The organism is Streptomyces mirabilis (genome assembly GCF_018310535.1).
Lineage (GTDB): Bacteria > Actinomycetota > Actinomycetes > Streptomycetales > Streptomycetaceae > Streptomyces.
This window is the reverse complement of sequence record NZ_CP074102.1, coordinates 407,229-426,570: the sequence shown is the minus strand read 5'-3', so window position 1 is coordinate 426,570 and position 19,342 is coordinate 407,229. Positions and strand designations below refer to the sequence as shown.

The 19,342-nt window shown below is 69.8% G+C and carries 14 protein-coding genes; 5 read left to right on the top strand and 9 right to left on the bottom strand.

Annotated features, from left to right (window positions below; translation table 11 throughout):
* Positions 1–8: 8 nt before the first annotated feature.
* Positions 9–2,084 (bottom strand): transketolase, encoded by a 2,076-nt coding sequence (gene tkt / locus SMIR_RS01920; protein WP_212726354.1) that lies wholly within the window; start codon positions 2,082–2,084, stop codon positions 9–11.
* A gap of 146 nt (positions 2,085–2,230) precedes the next feature.
* Here tkt and SMIR_RS01915 point away from each other — a divergent pair, with 146 nt between their 5' ends.
* Positions 2,231–3,142 (top strand): helix-turn-helix domain-containing protein, encoded by a 912-nt coding sequence (locus SMIR_RS01915; RefSeq protein ID WP_168497911.1) that lies wholly within the window; start codon positions 2,231–2,233, stop codon positions 3,140–3,142.
* 123 nt (positions 3,143–3,265) lie between these two features.
* On the opposite strand, the gene SMIR_RS01910 is transcribed toward SMIR_RS01915, so the two are convergent.
* The 4 genes from SMIR_RS01910 to SMIR_RS01895 all read right to left on the bottom strand — a co-directional run bounded on the left by SMIR_RS01910 (position 3,266) and on the right by SMIR_RS01895 (position 7,760).
* A complete protein-coding gene (locus SMIR_RS01910; protein ID WP_168497913.1) occupies positions 3,266–4,651 on the bottom strand; it encodes a glycoside hydrolase family 16 protein in 1,386 nt (461 codons plus the stop codon).
* A 172-nt stretch (positions 4,652–4,823) separates the two neighbouring features.
* The gene (locus SMIR_RS01905; RefSeq protein WP_168501444.1) at positions 4,824–6,095 is read right to left on the bottom strand and encodes a L,D-transpeptidase; all 1,272 of its coding nucleotides are present in this window, start codon (positions 6,093–6,095) and stop codon (positions 4,824–4,826) included.
* A gap of 469 nt (positions 6,096–6,564) precedes the next feature.
* Positions 6,565–7,335, bottom strand: a complete 771-nt coding sequence (locus SMIR_RS01900) for an IclR family transcriptional regulator (protein WP_168497915.1) — start codon at positions 7,333–7,335, stop codon at positions 6,565–6,567.
* Complete coding sequence (locus SMIR_RS01895) at positions 7,332–7,760, bottom strand: MarR family winged helix-turn-helix transcriptional regulator (protein ID WP_067361645.1); 429 nt, start codon at positions 7,758–7,760, stop codon at positions 7,332–7,334. The genes SMIR_RS01900 and SMIR_RS01895 overlap by 4 nt, the downstream gene beginning before the upstream one ends.
* A gap of 292 nt (positions 7,761–8,052) precedes the next feature.
* Here SMIR_RS01895 and SMIR_RS01890 point away from each other — a divergent pair, with 292 nt between their 5' ends.
* Genes SMIR_RS01890 through SMIR_RS01875 form a run of 4 tightly spaced genes read left to right on the top strand, consistent with a single transcriptional unit; the run spans position 8,053 to position 11,831 of the window.
* A complete protein-coding gene (locus SMIR_RS01890) occupies positions 8,053–8,970 on the top strand; it encodes an SDR family NAD(P)-dependent oxidoreductase (RefSeq protein WP_168497917.1) in 918 nt (305 codons plus the stop codon).
* Positions 8,970–9,842, top strand: a complete 873-nt coding sequence (locus SMIR_RS01885) for an amidohydrolase family protein (protein WP_095851454.1) — start codon at positions 8,970–8,972, stop codon at positions 9,840–9,842. The genes SMIR_RS01890 and SMIR_RS01885 overlap by 1 nt, the downstream gene beginning before the upstream one ends.
* Before the next feature lie 10 nt (positions 9,843–9,852).
* Entirely contained in the window at positions 9,853–11,361 is a 1,509-nt protein-coding gene (locus tag SMIR_RS01880) for an acyl-CoA synthetase (protein ID WP_168497919.1), read from the top strand.
* Between the two features lie 14 nt (positions 11,362–11,375).
* Positions 11,376–11,831: a MaoC family dehydratase gene (locus SMIR_RS01875; protein ID WP_101402031.1), complete on the top strand. Its 456-nt coding sequence runs from the start codon at positions 11,376–11,378 to the stop codon at positions 11,829–11,831.
* A 26-nt stretch (positions 11,832–11,857) separates the two neighbouring features.
* Here SMIR_RS01875 and SMIR_RS01870 read toward each other — a convergent pair whose 3' ends face one another.
* The 4 genes from SMIR_RS01870 to SMIR_RS01855 all read right to left on the bottom strand — a co-directional run bounded on the left by SMIR_RS01870 (position 11,858) and on the right by SMIR_RS01855 (position 19,315).
* Positions 11,858–13,528: a PHP domain-containing protein gene (locus SMIR_RS01870; protein WP_168497921.1), complete on the bottom strand. Its 1,671-nt coding sequence runs from the start codon at positions 13,526–13,528 to the stop codon at positions 11,858–11,860.
* A 59-nt stretch (positions 13,529–13,587) separates the two neighbouring features.
* On the bottom strand, positions 13,588–15,432 hold the full coding sequence (locus SMIR_RS01865; protein ID WP_212726353.1) for a LamG-like jellyroll fold domain-containing protein: 1,845 nt from the start codon (positions 15,430–15,432) through the stop codon (positions 13,588–13,590).
* Positions 15,433–15,542: 110 nt separating this feature from the next.
* Entirely contained in the window at positions 15,543–18,461 is a 2,919-nt protein-coding gene (locus tag SMIR_RS01860) for a glycoside hydrolase family 2 TIM barrel-domain containing protein (RefSeq protein WP_212726352.1), read from the bottom strand.
* A complete protein-coding gene (locus tag SMIR_RS01855) occupies positions 18,461–19,315 on the bottom strand; it encodes a carbohydrate ABC transporter permease (RefSeq protein ID WP_168501445.1) in 855 nt (284 codons plus the stop codon). The genes SMIR_RS01860 and SMIR_RS01855 overlap by 1 nt, the downstream gene beginning before the upstream one ends.
* Positions 19,316–19,342 lie beyond the last annotated feature (27 nt).

Sequence of the window (19,342 nt, the reverse complement as noted above, 5' to 3'; positions counted from 1 at the left end):
CGATCGGATCAACCGCGGGCGGCGGTGAGGGATTCCCGCGCGGCGGCGGCGACGTTCTCGGCGGTGAAACCGAACGCGGCGAACAGGGTCTTTGCGTCGGCCGAAGCACCGAAGTGCTCGAGGGAGACAATGCGTCCATGGTCACCGACGTAGCGGTACCAGGTCAGGCCGATGCCCGCCTCGACCGCCACGCGGGCCTTCACGGACGGCGGAAGGACGCTCGCCCGGTACTCCGTGGACTGCTCCTCGAACCACTCCACGGACGGCATCGACACGACCCGGGTGCCGATCCCCTCGGCCTCCAGCAGCTCACGCGCCTCGACGGCGAGGTGCACCTCGGAGCCGGTGGCGATCAGAACCAGGTCGGGCGTCTCGGTGGAGGAGTCACGCAGCACGTAACCACCCTTGGCGGCATCGGAGTTGGCCTCGTAGGTGGGGACGCCCTGGCGGGTCAGGGCCAGGCCGTGCGGGGCGGGGTTGGTGGCGTGCCGCTTGAGGATCTCGGCCCAGGCGATCGCGGTCTCGTTGGCGTCGGCCGGGCGGACGATGTTCAGGCCCGGGATGGCGCGCAGCGAGGCCAGGTGTTCGACGGGCTGGTGGGTCGGGCCGTCTTCGCCCAGACCGATGGAGTCGTGTGTCCACACGTAGGTGACGGGGAGCTGCATCAGCGCGGACAGACGTACGGCGTTGCGCATGTAGTCGGAGAAGACCAGGAAGGTGCCGCCGTAGATGCGGGTGTTGCCGTGCAGGGCGATGCCGTTCATCTCCGCGGCCATGGAGTGCTCGCGGATGCCGAAGTGGACGGTACGGCCGTACGGGTCGGCCTCGGGCAGCGGGTTGCCCTTCGGCAGGAAGGAGGACGTCTTGTCGATGGTGGTGTTGTTCGAGCCGGCCAGGTCGGCGGAACCGCCCCACAGCTCGGGGATCACTGAGCCGAGCGCCTGCAGGACCTTGCCGGAGGCGGCGCGGGTGGCGACGGACGTGCCTGCCTCGAACGCCGGGAGCTTCTCCTGCCAGCCCTCGGGAAGCTGGCCGGCGACGATCCGGTCGAACAGCCGGGCCCGCTCGGGCTGCGCGGTGCGCCACTCGGCGATGTGCTTGTCCCAGGCGGCGTGCGCCTCGGCACCCCGGTCCAGGGCCTGGCGGGCGTGGGCGAGGACCTCGCCCGCGACCTCGAAGGACTTCTCCGCATCGAAGCCCAGCAGACGCTTGGCGGCGGCGACCTCGTCCGCGCCCAGCGCGGAGCCGTGCGAGGCCTCGGTGTTGCGGGCGTTCGGCGCGGGCCAGGCGATGATCGTGCGCATCGCGATGATCGAGGGCCGTCCGGTCTCCGCCTGCGCCGCCTTCAGCGCCGTGTACAGCGCGCGGACGTCGATGTCGCCGTCGGCCGAGGGCTCGATGCGCTGCACGTGCCAGCCGTAGGCCTCGTAGCGCCCCAGCACGTCCTCGGAGAACGCGGTGGCGGTGTCGCCCTCGATGGAGATGTGGTTGTCGTCGTAGACGAAGACCAGGTTGCCCAGCTTCTGGTGGCCCGCGAGCGAGGACGCCTCGGCGGAGATGCCCTCCTCCAGGTCACCGTCCGAGACGATGCCCCAGATGGTGTGGTCGAAGGGCGACTCACCCTCCGGCGCCTCGGGGTCGAACAGACCGCGCTCGTAGCGGGCGGCCATCGCCATGCCCACCGCGTTCGCGACACCCTGCCCCAGCGGACCGGTCGTCGTCTCCACACCCGCCGTGTGCCCGTACTCGGGGTGACCCGGCGTCTTCGAACCATGCGTGCGGAACGCCTTCAGATCGTCCAGGCCGAGTTCGTAGCCGGAGAGGAAGAGCTGCGTGTAGAGGGTCAGCGAGGTGTGACCGGGGGACAGGACGAACCGGTCGCGGCCGGTCCACTCCGGGTCGGCGGGGTCGTGTCGCATCACCTTCTGAAAGATCGTGTACGCGGCCGGGGCCAGGCTCATCGCGGTGCCCGGGTGGCCGTTTCCGACCTTCTGTACGGCGTCAGCGGCCAGGATGCGGGCGGTGTCGACGGCCCGCCGGTCGAGCTCGGTCCATTCGAAGCCGTCGGGGCTCTGCGCACTCATCTTCAAGAAGTCCTCACTGGATCTGGAATCTCTGGTGGAACGCCTTCAAAACTAAAAGTCAGACTTTTGCCGGGGAAGGTGCCCGTGTGTCAGCCTTCGGTGAAAGTGGGACACGGAGTGCTGTAGCGAGTCGACGCGAGAGGGACATGGCAGACAGAACCACCCAAGGCGGTGCAGGGGGCGAAGGCGGGACCCAGGACGGGATCAGGACCTTCCCCTTCCCGGTCGATCTGAGCCTGTCCGGCGTCGGTATGCAGGTCGGCGCAATGGGGACCGGGCGCGTCTGGCACGCGGACGCCCCGCTGGAACGCGTGCACCGGATCGACTTCCACGTCGTGATGATCTTTCGCGAGGGCCCGGTCAGACACATGATCGACTTCGCCGAGTACGAGGCGTCCGCGGGCGACATCCTGTGGATCCGCCCCGGTCAGGTGCACCGCTTCTCCCGCACCGACCGCTACCGCGGCACCGTCCTGATCATGCAGCCCGGCTTCCTGCCGCGCGCGACCGTCGAGGCGACCGGTCTCTACCGCTACGACCAGCCGCCGCTGCTGCGACCCGGCGTCGCCCAACTGGCCGCCCTGGAGCACTCGCTCACCCAGCTCGAACGCGAGTACGTCGACACCACCACGCTGCCGCTCAGTCTGCATACCGCGGTGCTGCGGCACTCCCTCACCGCGTTCCTGCTGCGCCTCGCCCATCTCGCGGCCAGCTCCGCCGAAGCGGCCCGCGAGCAGACCGACACCACCTTCACGCGCTTCCGGGACGCGGTGGAGAAGGACTTCGCCTCCAACCACAGCGTCAGCGCGTACGCCGACGCCCTCGGCTACTCCCGCCGCACCCTGGTCCGCGCGGTGCGCGCGGCCACCGGTGAGACACCGAAGGGATTCATCGACAAGCGGGTGGTCCTGGAGGCCAAACGGCTGCTGGCCCACACGGAGATGCCCATCGGCCGCATCGGCGTCGCCGTGGGCTTCCCCGACTCGGCGAACTTCTCCAAGTTCTTCCACCAGCACACGGGGACGAGCCCGGTGGTGTTCCGGGCGGAGCTGCGCTGAGTCCGTCCCGACGAGAAGGGTCCGTGCCGAGGAAAGGACGAAAAGGGTCCGTGCCGAAGAAAAGGGGCGCGCCCGCGGGCCCGCCCCTTCACTCCTCGTACCACTCGCCGGGGAACCTCCTCGTCAGTGGCCGAAGTCGAACCAGTTGACGTTCACGAAGTCGGCCGGCTGGCCGCTGGTGAAGGTCAGATAGACGTCATGGGTGCCGGTGACGCCGGTGATGTTGGCCGGGACCGTCCGCCAGCTCTGCCAGCCGCCGGTGTTGCCCACCGCGAAACTGCCGATGGGGGTGCTCGTACGGCTGTCGAGGCGCACCTCGACCAGACCGCTGACCCCGCTCGCCGCACCGCTCGCGACCCGCGCGTAGAACTGCGTGGCCGCCGTGGAGCCGAAGTTGACGCCCTTGTAGAGCGCCCAGTCACCGCTTGCGAGCGAGCCGATGTCCTGGCCGCCGCCGGTGTCCGTGGTGGTCTCGGTACTGGTGCCCGACTGGCTGTCGTACGACTCGGCCTGGATGGCGCTGTAGGCGTCACGGTTGCCGGTCGGAGGCGGTGTGGTACCGCTCCCACTGGCCTGCAGCACCTGGACGTAGTCCACGACCAGCGGGTGGCCGGGCTCGGTGCCGCTGTCCGGACCGCCGCCGAACGCGTCGGGGAAACCGCCGCCCATCGCCACGTTCAGGATGACGAAATAGCCGTGGTTGGTGGCGTTCGCCCAGGTGGTCGCGTCGACCTGGTTCGCCTTGACCGTGTGGAAGTTGACGCCGTCGAGGTAGAAGCGGATCTCCTCGGGGCTCGTCGAGCGGTCCCACTCCATGGCGTAGGTGTGGAAGCCGGCCTGACAGGTGGTGCCGGCGCACGGGGTGTTGCCGCCGATGCCGCTGGTCTCGTTGCACGGGCCGCCCGGGTTGGTGCCACAGTGCATGGTGGCCCATTCGGTGTTGAGGCCCTGGACGTTCTCCATGATGTCCAGCTCACCGACGCTCGGCCAGTTCTGGTAGTTGCCGCGGTAGGGCGCGCCCAGCGTCCAGAAGGCGGGCCAGTAGCCCTTGGCGGCGGCGCCGGTCACGTTCGGCATCTGGAGGCGCGCCTCGACGCGGAGTTTGCCGCCCGCGGGCGGCTGGAAGTCGGTGCGGGTGGTCTCGATACGGCCCGAGGTCCAGTTGCCTGAGGCGTCCCGCCGCGGGGTGATCAAAAGGTTGCCGTTGCCGTCGAGCGCCACGTTGTTGGTGCTTGAGGTCATCGTCTCGACCTCGCCGGTGCCCCAGTTGGCGGCGCCGCCCGGATAGCTGGTGCCGGTGTCGTACTGCCAGTTGGAGGTGTTGACGCCGGAGCCGGCCGCCCCGTTGAAGTCGTCGACGAAGACCTGGGACCAGCCGGCCGGGGGAGTGGGCGCGGACGCGTTCGCGGGGAGGACCGCGGCCACGGCCAGGGACAGTGTGCCGACCGCTGCCAGGATGACGCGCCGCAGGGGGCCGCGTCTGACAGGTGTGCCGGAGGGTTCACTCATGAATGCCTCTTCGGTACGGAGTGGGGGTGCGCGGGTGGTGCTGAGAGCGCTCTCAGCAAGGTGCGCGGCCAATGTGCTCTCTGTCACTCCGAGCGTCAAGAGGTAAAGCCGAGAAACTCCTTTCCCTGTACGGGAGTTCATGCAATGAAGAGTGGGATGTGCGGGGCCCTGCCTAGAGGGCGCTCCCCGCCTTCCAGTCCGACCAGGACAGGTTCCAGCCGTTGAGGCCGTTGGACGCCTCGACGGTCTTCTCGCCCGAGTTCTTGACGACGACGACATCGCCGAGCATCGAACTGGCGTAGAACTTGTAGCCCGGCACGGAGCTGTCGTCCGCTCCCTTGGCGTCGTGCAGACCGACACATCCGTGGCTGGTGTTGGTGGAGCCGAACACCGAGGTCGAGGCCCAGTAGTTGCCGTGGATGAAGGTGCCGGAGGTGGTCAGGCGCTGGGCGTGCGGGACATCCGAGATGTCGTACTCGTCACCGAGCCCGACGGTCGAGGACTCCATCCGGGTCTGCTTGAACCGTTCGCTGATCACCATGATCCCGGACCAGGTGGTGTGCTCGGCGTCGCCGCCGCTCACCGGGTAGGTGGCGAGGGTGGAGCCGTCGCGCTCGACGGTCATGGTCTTCTTCGCCAGGTCGACCGTGCTGATCTGACGGCGGCCGATGTGGAAGGTGACGTCCTTGGACTGGGTGCCGTAGACACCGGTCGTGCCCTCGACGTCTTTCAGGCGCAGGCTCAGCGTGATCTTCGTGCCCGCGGCCCAGTACTCCTCGGGCCGGAAGTCGAGCCGAGTGTCGCTGAACCAGTGGCCGACCACCTCGACCGCGGGCTCCGCCGTCACCGTGATCGCCTTTTCCACGGCGGCCCGGTCCTTCACGGCCTCGGTGAAGTTGATCGACACGGGCATGCCGACACCGGAGGTCGAATTCGCCTCGGGCGTGAAGTAACCCACGAACATGTCCGAGGGCTGCTTGGTGACGAAGGTCGCGCTTTGCGCGGCGGCGCCCTTCGGTGTGGCCGTGACCGTGTATTTGGTGCCCGAGTAAGGGTTTTTCGTGGACGTCCATTTCGTACGGGCGTCATTGAAGGATCCGGCCAGGGTGGAGCCGTCGTTTCCGCTGACCTCGACGCTCGCGAGCGTGCCGTTGCTGACGGTGACCTCGACCGGGTCCGTGAAACCGGCCTTCTTCGTGCCGTCGGCCGGGGTGACGGTCACGGTCGGGGTCTTGACCTCGGCTTTTGTGCTCGCGCCGGCCGTCGCCCCCGCCTTCGCGTCCGTTCCCTCCGAGGCGTCCGCCGAGCCGCTGCAGCCCGCGAGGATGCCCACGGCCGGCACGGCGCCGAGGGCGGCCAGCACCCCGCGCCGCGACCAGGCCTGCCACTCGGACCGGTTCGCCGTCCGCCGCTCGGACCGGTTCGAATTCTTCGCGAAGCCCACGGCACGCCTTTCCTGGATGACCATCACGCCTGCTGGTGCATCCTGCGCCGCCTTCCTGGGGTGACTCTTTGAAACCCGGGGCTTCCGTCTGAGACTTGCGTGAAGAGGACCTGAGAATCGGCCTGAAGGAACGGCGTACGGCAAGGTGTGAAGCGCCGTTCGAGGGAACGGCGAGTGTCGTGGACAGGGGCGAGGAAGCGTGGCTCGTACGTTCGGCCGACGTGACCCATGTATCGCGTGACCGCGAGTCCGGCTCCACCCGCCGCACCGCGCTGACCGGGCTCGTCGGTGGTGCCGGGGCCCTGCCGGCCGCCGGCTGCACCCCGTCGGACGTGGAGTCCTCGGCCGCGTCCACGCCCGCCACCCGCATCTGGCCCCGCAGCGGCACCGCGAGGCTGTCTTCGGCTGACTGCAGGGCAGGTTGTCGGGCAGCTGACCGCCGCGGGGCGGATCCGCGTTCCCGGGAGCCTCAGATGATGCCCGGCTCGGTCCGTGTCTGTGGCTGCCACCCCAGGGCGCGGGAGATGCCCCGCGCCGCCAGCCGTACCGCCGGAATCAACGCCGGTACCTGGGCTTCGTGTTCGGGGACCACGACGGAGACCGCCGCGACCACCGTGCCGCCCGCGCCGCGGACCGGAGCGGCGACCGACAGGGCGTCGTCGGTGACCTGACGGCTGCTCACCGCCACGCCGGTGCGGCGGACTTCGGCGAGCGCGCGGCGCAGGCGGACCCCGTCGGTGAGGGTGTGCGGGGTGAACGCGGCCAACGGCCCGGAACAGTAGGCCTCTTGGGACGCCAAATCGCCGTGGGCCAGCAGCGCGAGGCCCACGCCCGTCGCGTGCAGGGGCCAGCGGGCGCCCACCTGGATGCGTACACCGACCGCGGAGCGTCCGGAGATCCACTCGATGTAGACGACCTCGGAGCCGTCGCGGACCGCCATCTGCACGTTCTCGTGCGTGGCCTCGTACAGGTCCTCCAGGTACGGCAGGGCGATCTGGCGGAGGGCCAGGCCACGGGGTGCGAGGGCCGCGATCTCCCAGAGGCGCAGGCCCACGTGGTAGACGCCGTCCGCGTCCCGCTCCAGCGCGCCCCAGTCGGTGAGGGCGCCCACCAGTCGGTGCGCGGTGGTGAGGGTCAGTCCGGCCCGGCGGCTGATGTCCGTCAGGGAGAGCGCCGGATGCCGGTGGTCGAAGGCGGCGAGCACGGCGAGCAGACGGTCGGGCGCGGACAGCATGGTCATGAGTTCAGTTCGGCTTCCGCGACCCGTTGCAGGAGCGTGTGCAGGGCGTCCCGCTCGGCGGGGGCGAGCGGCTGGAGCAGGTCGTTCGTGACGCGCAGGCCCGCCTCGTCCGTGTCGCGCAGGAACGCCCTGCCGTCGTCCGTGAGCACGACGATCCGGCTGCGGCGGTCGTCCGGCGACGGGCGGCGCTCGGCGAAACCGAGCTTCTCCAGGTCGTCGACGAGTCCGACGATCGCGCTCGGGTCGTAGCCGAGCCGCGAGCTCAGCTCCCGCTGGAGCGCTCCCTCGGAGGTGGCCAGGAAGCGCAGCAGCGCGTAGTGGCGCAGCCGCAGCCCCGACTCCTGGAGGAAGGTGTTGAACAGCTGCCCGGAGCGAAGGCCCAGCCGGTACAGCAGATAGCCGGTGTCGGCGTGCAGTCCGCGCATCCACGGCTCCTGGGCGTCGATGGGGGCGGGGCCGGTGGCCGGGCTGGTGGCGTGCTGCTGGCCTGCGATGACGGGCTCCCTGGGCCGGGCCCCGGGCGGGGCGGTTCATTCGTGCCGGGTACGGCATGCCGTACTGCGTACAGCATCGCGCCGTACTCCGCACAGCATGCCGCACGGATGAGTCGGCAACAACTATTGACGTCAACAATTATTGTCCTTAGCTTCGATCTCGTAGCCGCAGCTCGGCATCGCAAGCCGCGCTTTGGACCCTCAGCGTCGAAGGGACCCCCTCGTGCCCAGCATCGATCTCACCGGCAAGGTGGCCGTCGTCACCGGCAGCGGCCGTGGCCTCGGCCTGGCCTACGCGCACGCCCTCGCGGCCGTCGGCGCCCGCGTGGTCGTCAACGACGTCGACGAGGCCGTGGCCGAGCAGGCCGTGAAGTCCATCACCGCCGCGGGCGGCAAGGCCGTGGCCGAGGTGGTCCCGGTCGGCACCACCGAGGCGGCCGACCGGCTCGTCGCCCGTGCGGTGGAGGAGTTCGGACGGCTCGACATCCTGGTCACCAACGCGGGCATCCTGCGTGACAAGGTGCTGTGGAAGATGACCGACGAGGACTTCGACGCGGTGATCACCACGCATCTGAAGGGCACCTTCACCTGTGCCCGCGCCGCCGCCGTGCGCATGCGCGAGCAGGGCGAGGGCGGCTCGCTGATCCTGGTCGGCTCGCCGGCCGGACAGCGTGGGAACTTCGGCCAGACGAACTACGCCGCCGCGAAGGCGGGCATCGCCGCCATGGCCCGTACCTGGTCGATGGAGCTGGGCCGCGCGGGCATCACCGTCAACGCGATCGTGCCGGTCGCCGCCACCGCGATGACCGAGACCATCCCCGCCTTCGCCCCGTACGTCGAGGCCATGCGCACCGGCGAGCCGCTGCCCGACTTCCTCCGCAAGGGCGAGGGCTTCGGCACCCCCGAGGACTGCGCCGCCCTCGTCCCCTTCCTCGCCTCCGACGCCGCCCGCGGGGTCACCGGCCAGGCCATCGGCATCGGCGGTGACAAGGTGGCACTCTGGTCGCACCCGCAGGAGGTCAGGGCGGCGTACGCGGACGGCGGCTGGACCCCCGACACCCTGGCCGACGCCTGGGCCACGTCGGTCGGCGCCGAGCCGCAGACCGTCGGGATCCCCGCGCCGAAGCTTCCGGAGGCGTGATGGACCTGAACGAACTCGTCGCGATCGACGTCCACACCCACGCGGAGGTGTCCTCGAAGGGTCACGCCTCGCTCGACGACGATCTGCACGAAGCCTCCAGCGCCTACTTCAAGGTCGAGGGCAAGCGGAAGCCCACCCTGGAGGAGACGGCCGCCTACTACCGCGAGCGGAAGATGGCCGCCGTGATCTTCACGGTGGACGCCGAGTCCGCCACCGGCACCGCGCCCGTCCCGAACGAGGAGGTCGCCGAAGCCGCCGCCGCCCACCCGGACGTGCTGATCCCCTTCGCCTCCATCGACCCCTTCCGCGGCAGGGCGGGCGTCAAGCAGGCCCGTCGGCTGGTCGAGGAGTACGGGGTGAAGGGCTTCAAGTTCCACCCCAGCATCCAGGGTTTCTTCCCCAACGACAGGTCGGTGGCGTACGAGCTGTACGAGGTGATCGAGGAGACCGGCACCATCGCCCTCTTCCACACCGGGCAGACGGGGATCGGGGCCGGAGTTCCGGGCGGCGGCGGCATCCGGCTGAAGTACTCCAACCCCCTGCACGTGGACGACGTGGCAGCCGACTTCCCGCACCTCAAGATCATTCTGGCGCACCCCTCCTTCCCCTGGCAGGACGAGGCCCTGGCCGTCGCCACCCACAAGCCGGGTGTGCACATCGACCTGTCCGGCTGGTCGCCCAAGTACTTCCCGCCGCAGCTCGTGCAGTACGCCAACACGCTGCTCAAGGACAAGGTGCTCTTCGGCTCCGACTACCCCGTCCTCACCCCCGACCGCTGGCTCGCCGACTTCGACAAGCTGACGATCAAGGACGAGGTCAAGCCGAAGATCCTCAAGGAGAACGCCGCCCGGCTGCTCGGGCTGACACCGTAAGGGGCCACAGATGCGCAATGAGGGACTGGGGTCGTGGCCCGCACGCCGGGCCCGCAAGACCCCGCACCGCACCGCCCTGATCCACGGCGACACCACCGTCAGTTATGCCGAGCTGTACGCCCGCACGACCCGCCTCGCCCACGCGCTGCGCGCTCTCGGCCTGCGCCGCGGCGACCGCATCGCCTATCTCGGCCCCAACCACCCCTCCTACCTCGAAACCCTCTTCGCGGCGGGCACGCTCGGCGCGGTCTTCGTGCCGCTCAACCCGCGTCTCGCCGGACCCGAGATCGCCTACCAGCTCAGCGACTCGGGCGCCAAGGTCCTCGTGTACGCGCCCTCGACGGCCGGACTCGTCGCGGGGCTGCCGGGCAACGCGCACGTTCGGACGTACGTCGAAGTCGGCTCCCCGTACGAGGAGTTGATCGACAAAGTCGCCGAGGAACCGATCGACCAGCCCGTCACCGCCGACGACATGTGCATCATCATGTACACCTCGGGCACGACAGGCCGCCCCAAGGGCGCGATGCTCACCCACGGAAATCTGACCTGGAACGCGGTCAACGTCCTCGTCGACCACGACCTGATCGCCGACGAACGCGCCCTGGTGTCGGCCCCGTTGTTCCACACGGCCGGGCTGAACATGCTGACCCTGCCGGTGCTGCTCAAGGGCGGTACCTGTGTCCTGGTCGAGTCCTTCGACCCGGCGGCCACCCTCGACCTGATCGAACGGCACCGGATCACCTTCATGTTCGGGGTGCCGACCATGTTCGACCAGGTGGCCCGCCATCCCCGGTGGGCCGACGCCGACCTGTCCTCGCTGCGGATCCTCACCTGCGGCGGCTCACCCGTACCGACCCCGCTCATCGCCGCCTACCAGGAGCGCGGGCTCACCTTCCTCCAGGGCTACGGCATGACCGAGGCCTCGCCCGGCACCCTCTTCCTGGACGCGGAACACGCGGTCGGCAAGGCGGGCTCGGCGGGCGTGCCGCACTTCTTCAGCGATGTGCGGGTCGTACGGCCCGACTTCACGCCGGTGGACATCGGGGAGACGGGCGAGGTGGTCGTCCGCGGGCCGCACGTCATGCCCGGGTACTGGGGACTGCCCGAGGAGACTGCGGCGGTGTTCGCCGACGGCTGGTTCCGCAGCGGGGACGCCGCCCGGGTCGACGAGGACGGCTATGTCTTCATCGTCGACCGCATCAAGGACATGATCATCTCGGGCGGCGAGAACGTCTACCCCGCCGAGATCGAGGACCTGCTCCTCGGTCACCCCGGCATCGTCGAGTGCGCCGTCATCGGTGTCGCCGACGACAAGTGGGGCGAGGTGCCGCGCGCGGTCGTCGTTCCCCGCGAGGGAGTCGAGCTCGACCCGGACGAGGTCCTCGCCTCGCTCGCCGGACGCCTCGCCAAGTACAAGGTCCCGAAGTCGGTGGTCGTCGTGGACGAACTCCCGCGCACCGCCTCCGGAAAGCTCCTCAAGGCCCGTGTCCGTACGCGGTACGGCACCACCGACTCGTAAGCAAGGAAGTGCTCATGAGCATCACCGTGAACGGTCTCGACGAGCTCAAGAAGCTCGCCGGCGGCGACCTCGGCACCAGCGAGTGGATCGAGGTCACCCAGGAGCGGATCAACACCTTCGCCGACGCCACCGGCGACCACCAGTGGATCCATGTCGACCCGGAGAAGGCCGCCGGGGGCCCCTTCGGCGCGCCCATCGCGCACGGCTATCTGACCCTCTCCCTCTTCATCCCGCTCTTCACCGAGCTGCTGGAGGTCGAGGGCGTGTCGACGAAGGTCAACTACGGTCTGAACAAGGTGCGTTTCCCCGCCCCGGTGAAGGTCGGCTCGCGCATCCGGCTGGTCGCGAGGCTCGCCTCGGTCGAGGACGTGCCGGGCGGGGTGCAGATCGCCGTCGACGGGACGGTGGAGATCGACGGCGGCGGGAAGCCCGCCGCCGTCCTCCAGAGCCTGTCGCGCTTCTACGCCTGACGGTCCTCGTCAGACGGCTGTTCTCCCTACCGGCCGCCCACCACGTCGACGAACACGGGGTTCGCGTAGAACCACGTGTCGACCCACGGGTCACCGTTTCCGGGCACGTGCGGAATCGGGCCGTGCGGGTCGATCGAGGCGCCCAGGTAGCCCGTACCGTTGCGGTTGCCGTCGCTGCCGCGCAGCCGTACGTAGAAGGACTCGTCACCGGCGGCCAGCGGGATGCGCAGGGTGTACGTGCCCTTGCGGCCGCTCACGTCCACCGTGCGGACGACCTTGGTGTCGGGCGCGCGCCAGTCGTCGCGGTCGGCGGCCGGGCCGCGCACCGCGCCGCGGATCACGTCGACGTGCGCCAACTCCGGCAGGATTCCATGGGGGTTGGCGCGCGAGGCGGTCGTCACGGTGACCGACAGCGTGAGCTTCTCGCCCTTGCGGACGCGGATCCGGCCACCCATGGTGACACCCGGACCGTGGTCGCAGTCCCGCTTCACCCGGACGTCGAGCCCGTCGAGCAGGTGCCCGTGGTCGAGCCAGACGCGGCCCGCGCGCAGGCCCGCCATCACGGCGCGGTAGCCGTAGCGGGTCACGCCCACGTGGGTGCGGCTGAACTGGCCGGGCCAGAAGTCGCCGCCCGGCTGCTGGGAGTCGGTGTTCACCGGGTCGGGGATGTGCCCGGTGTTGTCGAAGTTCTGCCCGGGTGCCCAGTCGCCGTTCTTCCAGGTGTCGAAGACGACGCGGTGCACATCGGAGTTGGTGGTGATGGTGAACAGCCTGCCCTCGGCGAGCATCGCGTCCCACATGCCGCCGACGGTCGCCGTCATCCAGTCGAAGCCGCCGTACAGGACGTAGGCGTTCTCCGGGTAGCCCGCGAAGGAGTCCGCGGACGGCTTGTTGGTGTACTCGCCGCGCTGCTGGCCCGAGCCGACCCAGCCCGGGATGCCGCCGCCCTGGGCGCCGGGCGCGCCCTCCATGCCGATCATGATCTCGGGCGCCGCGTCCCGCCAGTTCCGTATCTCGTGCGGGGAGTCGATGCCCAGGCGCGTGGGGTGGTTGGCGAGGACGAGCACGTCGTCGACGTAGCCGGTGCGGCGCTGCTCCGCGAGCCACTTGACCGCCTTGACCGCGTGGGCCTCGTTGCGGGCCGTGTCGGGGCTGGTCGGCGAGCCCGCCGTGTAGCCCAACAGCTTGCCGTCGTAGGCGAGTTCGAACTTCGTGAGCAGATCCACCTCGTGCCGGCCGGGCGCCGCGAAGACGGTGGCGTGCTCGGCGCCCGGTATGTACCACTCCAGACCCTGGAAGATCAGCTGACGCGGGTTCTCGGCGCGCGCCTTCAGGATCTCCTGGTGCTCCAGCTGGGCGCCGTAGTTGGCGTGCCCGAAGTTGGAGTGCTCGTTGAAGACCATCCAGTCCAGGCCGTACTCGGCGCTCGCCTGGGCGAGCTGGGAGAACGTGTACTTCGCGTCGTGGCTGTACACGGAGTGGACGTGGTGGTCGCCGACGAGATAGGCGAGGCGCGGGTCGCTTCCGCCGAGGCGCCGTGAGTCGGCCGTCGCGGGCGTGGCGAGCGAGCCGACCGCGAAGGCCGCCCCGAACAGGCCGGCGCTGCGCAGCAGCCCGCGCCGTGACATGCCTTGCGGGTCCAGCGCGGCGGGGGAGACGGATGGATCGGCCCAGGCGGGCAGTTGCTGCTCGGACATGCGGAAGTTCTCCCTCGGGGAGTCAGAAGGTCTTCGGGGCCACCGGTGGCGGAGACGGCTCAGTGGTTCATGAACTGTGAGACGGACAGCGCCCGTTCGACGACGCGTACGTCGCCGAGCCGTCCGTGCAGGATCTGGTCGATCTTGCCCGCGTACTCGTAGCCGCCGAGCAGCCAGGGCAGCCCGAGCGAGGTGAGGCCGACGGCGACGGTGTGCGGGTTGCGTGCGACCGGGCAGCCCTGGACGTACATCGTGGTGTGCGAGCCGTCGTTGACGACGGCGACGTGCCACCACTGCTCGCGGGCCGTCTCGTCGCCCCAATTGGTGACGATGCCCTGCTGGTTGAGCGGCCGGACGGCCCACTGCGGGCCGGGCCCGTCGGACAGGGAGAGCGTGGCGAGCGGCTCGTCCGGGTCGTCGGCGGTCTTGCCCGCGCCACCACCCGTGCCGGTACGGCTGATCAGCGAGGCCCAGGCGTTGTGCGAGGCGTCCCAGTCGGCGGGGAGCTGGTAGAAGGCCTCGATGGTGTAACCGCGCTTGAAGGTCGCCGAGTTGATGGGGGCCCCGTCGACCGTGCGCAGATACGCGCCCTTCAGCGGGGGCTTGCCGCCCTGGAAGAAGAGGCTGCCGTGGCCCGGCTGGTCGGGGTGGTGGGCCGAGGACCAGGTGAGGGCGCTGTCGCCGACCCTGACCACGGTCAGGTCGTTGCCGTGCCCGGACCGGTCGCGGACCGTGCCCTCGGCCGCCGTACCGTCCGCGTGTCCGTCGAAGCGCCAGTACGCGACCGTGCCCCGGACCAGCATCTCGGACACCGGGCGCGACGAGCGGACGGGCACCGGCGCGAAGCCCGCGAAGCGGTCCTCGAAGTCGACGCCGACCGAGAACCGGTCGGCGTCGCCGCTGAGTTCGATCTCCTGCCGCTCCAGCTCGTTGAGGCCCTTGGCCGCCCGGCCCAGGATCCACGGCGAGATGGTCTCGACGTCGATGGTGTTGCGGTCGAGGTCGAAGCGGTAGAGGCGGATCATCGCCGCGCCGCCGTAGTAACGGTTCTGATAGTTCGTCAGGTGGAGGTGGACGTCGTGCCCGGCCGCGTTGGTGCGGGTGGCGCGGGCGGCGGGCCAGTAGTGCCCGTTCAGGGTCAGGAAGATCTGGTCGTGGTCGTGGATGAGCTGGTCCCAGAGCTGCTGACCGTACGAGGACAGGGTGTCGTCGTCCACGACCAGCTCGTGCGTGGTGAGGATGACCGGCGTCTTCGGGTGCTGGGCGATGACGTCCTTCGCCCACGCGTAACCCTGCGACGAAAGCCGCCAGTCCAGGGCGAGGACGAGCCACTCCATGCCCGCCGCCCGGAACAGGTGGAAGGTGTTGTAGCCGTCCGTCGAGGCGCCACCGAACGTGCGCTTGCTCTGGAAGCGCTGCGGGCCGAAGACGTCCAGGTAGGGGGTCTCGCCCCGCTGGTCGTTCGTGGACGACCTGATGTCGTGGTTGCCGGCGAGCACGCTGTAGCCGACGCCGCGCCGGTCGAGCAGCTCGAACGCCTTGCCCGCGGCGGCGAATTCGGGCTGCGCCCCGTTCTCGGTGAGGTCACCCAGGTGCGAGAGGAAGACGATGTTCTCGTCCTTGCCGTGCTCCAGGAGATAGCGCAGCGAGGCCTCGATCGGCGCGGGGTTGATGCTCGGCCCGTCGAAGAGGTACTGCGTGTCGGGCATGACGGCGAGCGTGAAGCGGCGGCTGTCGGCGTCGGGCCACCAGTTCGCCTCACGCGTCGCCGCCTGTGCCGTCACCGCGGGCAGGGCGACCGAGGTGGTGGCCGCCGCGCCGATCAGGGCCGTGGCCCGCAGGAAGTTGCGTCTGCCGGCGCCGACCTGCTCGGCCTCCGTCGCCTGGTCATGCGAAGTACACACGTCTGCTCCATGAAGGTGCGAAAAGGTCAGTGAGGAGTTCGAGTCAGGTCGAGCGTCGAGTCGGGTCGAACGGGTCGAGGCGGTCGGACAGGCGGCGCGCCGCGGGCGGGTCAGAGCACGCGCAGCGTCCAGGACCAGCGGTGGGTGCCGGCCGGGACGAGATAGCCGGCCGAGGTGTCGGACCCGCACGAGGCCGTGCCCACCCCCCGGTGCGCGGCGTCGAGGTGCACCACGCAGCCGGGCCGCGGCACCAGCTCGTCGTGATGGGTGGAGGCCGCCAGGTCCGTCGCCCGGTAGCGGGTCACGGTCACCTGGCGCGGTTCGTCGAGCGCGACCGCGAAGCCCGTGGCGTCAGGCGCCGAGAGCGTGAAGCGGCGTACACCGTGCCGCCCACCGCTCTCCTGCGGACGCAGATAGGGGGTGAACAACTCGTCCACGGGGAGGGAGTGGTGGCCCACCGGCGCGCCTGCGCTCCGGTCCGGGTAGGACTCCCAGGGGCCCTGCCCGTACCACTCCAGGACATCGAGCCCGGCGACCGTCTCGAAGACCGAACCCACCCGCGGCACGTCGTCGAGCGCGGCCGGCAACTGCGCGGTCTCCTCGATCCGCACCCCGCCCTCGACTCGGGTGAACACCTGCTCGTGACGAACAGCGCCCGCCAGGGTCGCGTACTCGGCGACCACCGTGACGCTTCCGCCCTCCCTGCGTACATCGACGAGCTTGCGCTCCAGCGCGTCGAGCCCCCAGGCCCGCCAGCGCACCGCCATGCCGCCGAGCTCGTCGTTGTCGGTGGGTGTCCGCCACAGCGACAGCACAGGGGCCGCGGTGAGCAGCGGATGGACGAGCAGCCCGTCCTCGTCGACCTCGACAGAGGAGTCCGGAGTTGCGACAGAGCCCATGGGGGTGGCCGCCCTGAGCCGTACCTGCGGCACACACACCTCCGTGCCGCGCGGTGCCCACGCCTCCTCGTCCGCGGTGGTCACCCGCAGCGTCAGCCAGGCCTCGCCACCGTCCTCCGGCAGCGTGAACGGCACCGGTACGGCCACCGATGCGCCCGCCCGTACGTCGGGCAGCTCGGCCGGAGCCGTCAGCGTGCCGCCCTGGGCGAGCGACAGCTCCCACTCGGCGGTCAGCCACTCAAGGCCCCGGAAGTGCTGGTGGTTGGTGAGCCGCAGCTCGCCGTCGATGTACGCGAGGCGCACCGGCGCCGCGATCTCCCGGTGTTCGTACATCACCGGCTTGGGCGTGCGGTCGGGGAAGACGACCCCGTCGGCGATGAAGGCGCCGTCGTGGATCGTCTCGCCGAAGTCGCCGCCGTAGGCCCAGCGGTGGCCCGGCGCGGCGACACCGTTGTCATACAGCCCGGCGCCACCGCGCCCGGCCGGTCTTCCGTCGTTCACGCGTTGAAGAATGCCGTGGTCCCAGAACTCCCAGATGAAACCGCCCTGAAGCCCTGGGGTTGACTCGATGGCGGCCCAGTGGTCGGCCAGCGTGCCGTTGCTGTTGCCCATGGCGTGCGAGTACTCGCACTGGATGAGCGGCTTGGTCTGCTCCCCGGAGAGGGCGTGCGCGACACAGTCCTCAAGCGGCGCGTACATGGGACAGGCGATGTCGGAGGCGACCTTCGGATCGGCCCAGCCGAGCTTGGCCGCGCCCTCGTACTGGAGGGGCCGGCTCGGGTCGTGGCGGCGCACCCAGCCCGCGGCGGCGTCGTGGCCCGCGCCGTAGTCGGACTCGTTGCCCAGCGACCAGATGATCACCGAGGGGTGGTTCTTGTCGCGCAGGACCATACGGGAGACGCGGTCCACGAAGGCGCCGAGGTAGCGGGGGTCGTCGGCGATCTCGTGCGCGTGGTCGTGCGCCTCGATGTTCGCCTCGTCCACGACGTAGAAGCCCAGCTCGTCCGCGAGGTCGAGCAGGGAGGGGTCATTGGGGTAGTGGGCGGCACGGATCGCGTTGAACCCGAAGCGCTTCAGCGTCACCAGATCCGCGCGCATGTCGTCGTACGACACCGTCCGGCCCGTCAGCGGGTGGAAGTCGTGCCGGTTGACGCCCCGGATGTAGACCCGCTCGCCGTTGAGGAGTAGATCCCGGCCGCGGATCTCGACCTCGCGGAAGCCCACGCGGTGGTGCGAGGTGTCGGCGACCGAGCCGTCGGCGCGGTGCAGCCGTACGGTCAGGTCGTACAGCTCGGGCGTCTCCGCGGTCCAGGCGCGGACGCCCTCGACGACCGTGGTGAGCCGTGCCTCGCCGAGGAAGTCGGAGACCCGGCCGTCCTCCTCCTTGAACCGCTCGTACTCGGCGTCCTGGGTGAGCAGTTGGCCGTCCAGCTCCCCGGTGACGTACCAGCCCTCCGGCAGCGCGCCCCCGGCGTCCCGCACCTGGCAGTCGACCCGCAGCCCACCGTCGCACCGGGCCCGTACGGTCACGTCGGCCAGCCGCAGCGGATCGGTCGCGTACAGCAGTACCGAGCGGGTGATCCCGGCGTGCCACCACTGGTCCTGGTCCTCGAGGTGCGAGGCGTCCGACCACTTGACGACGGTGAGCCGCAGCGAGGCGCGCTCTGCGGGCCGTACGACGTCGGAGAGGTCGAACTCGGCCGCGAGGTGCGAGTCCTTGGACACGCCGACCGGCCGCCCGTCCACATGGACCAGCAGCACGCTCTCGGCGGCGCCGACCTGGAGCACGATCCGGCGGCCGGCCCACTCTGCGGGGACGTCCACCTCACGCTCGTACACGCCCGTCGGATTCGCGTCCGGCGAGGTGGGCGGGAACTCGGCCCAGGGCATCTGGAAGTTGGTGTACTGCGGCAGGTCGTCGGTGTCCTGGGTGGTCCAGGAGCCGGGCACCTGGAGCGAGGACCAGGCGAGACCGGGGGCCGAGGTGGGCGTGGGCAGCAGCTGGAAGCGCCAGGAGCCGTCCAGCGAGAGGGCACCGGCCCGGCGGTCGACGGCGTTCATGGGCAACCGCCCCCAGGAGGTCACCTCAGGTGACTCCCAGGGGCGGAGCGCGAGCAGCGGGTCCGTCATCAGCGGATGGCCCCCTTGCCGAGATCCGCGATGATCTGCTTGGCGCCGATCGCGAAGACGATCAGCAGCGGGATGAGGGCGAGAAGTGCGCCGGTCATGACCATTCCGTAGTCGGTGGTGCCGTGGACACCGTTCAGCTGGGAGAGCGCGACCTGGAGGGTCACGTTGTCCGGGTTGGTGAGGGCGATCAGCGGCCAGGCGTAGTCGTTCCACTGGCCCATGAAGGTGAAGATGCCGAGGAAGGCGAGGCCCGGCCGGACCACCGGGAGCGCCACGTGCCAGTACTGGCGCAGGAAGCCTGCCCCGTCCAGCTTCGAGGCGTCGATCAGCTCGTCGTGGATCGCGCTCTTCATGTACTGGCGCATCCAGAAGATGCCGAACGCGTTGGCCGCCGCCGGGACGATCAGCGCGGTCATCGAGCCGATCCAGCCCAGCTTCGCCATGATCACGAACTGCGGGATCGCCTGGAGCTGCGCCGGGACCATGAAGATCACCATCATCAGCGCGAACAGCACCCGGCGGCCCGGGAACTGGAACTTGGCGAACACGAACGCGGCCAGCGAGTCGAAGAACAGGACCAGGACGGTCACCGAGCACGCGACCAGCAGCGAGTTGAACATCGACCCGAAGAAGTCGACGTTGTCGAAGAGGTTGCGGACGTTCTCGAGGAAGTGCGTACCGGGCAGCAGCTTCGGCGGGTAGGAGAAGATCTCCGTCGACGAGTGCGTCGACATGATCACGGCCCAGTAGAACGGGAAGACCGAGAGCAGCAGACCGATGATCAGGGAGAGGTGGAGGGCGATGCCCCGGCGCTGTGACCCCTTGATGGCCGACCTGCGCCCCGCCCCCTTCATGGAGGCCGATGAACCCTTGAGGATTGC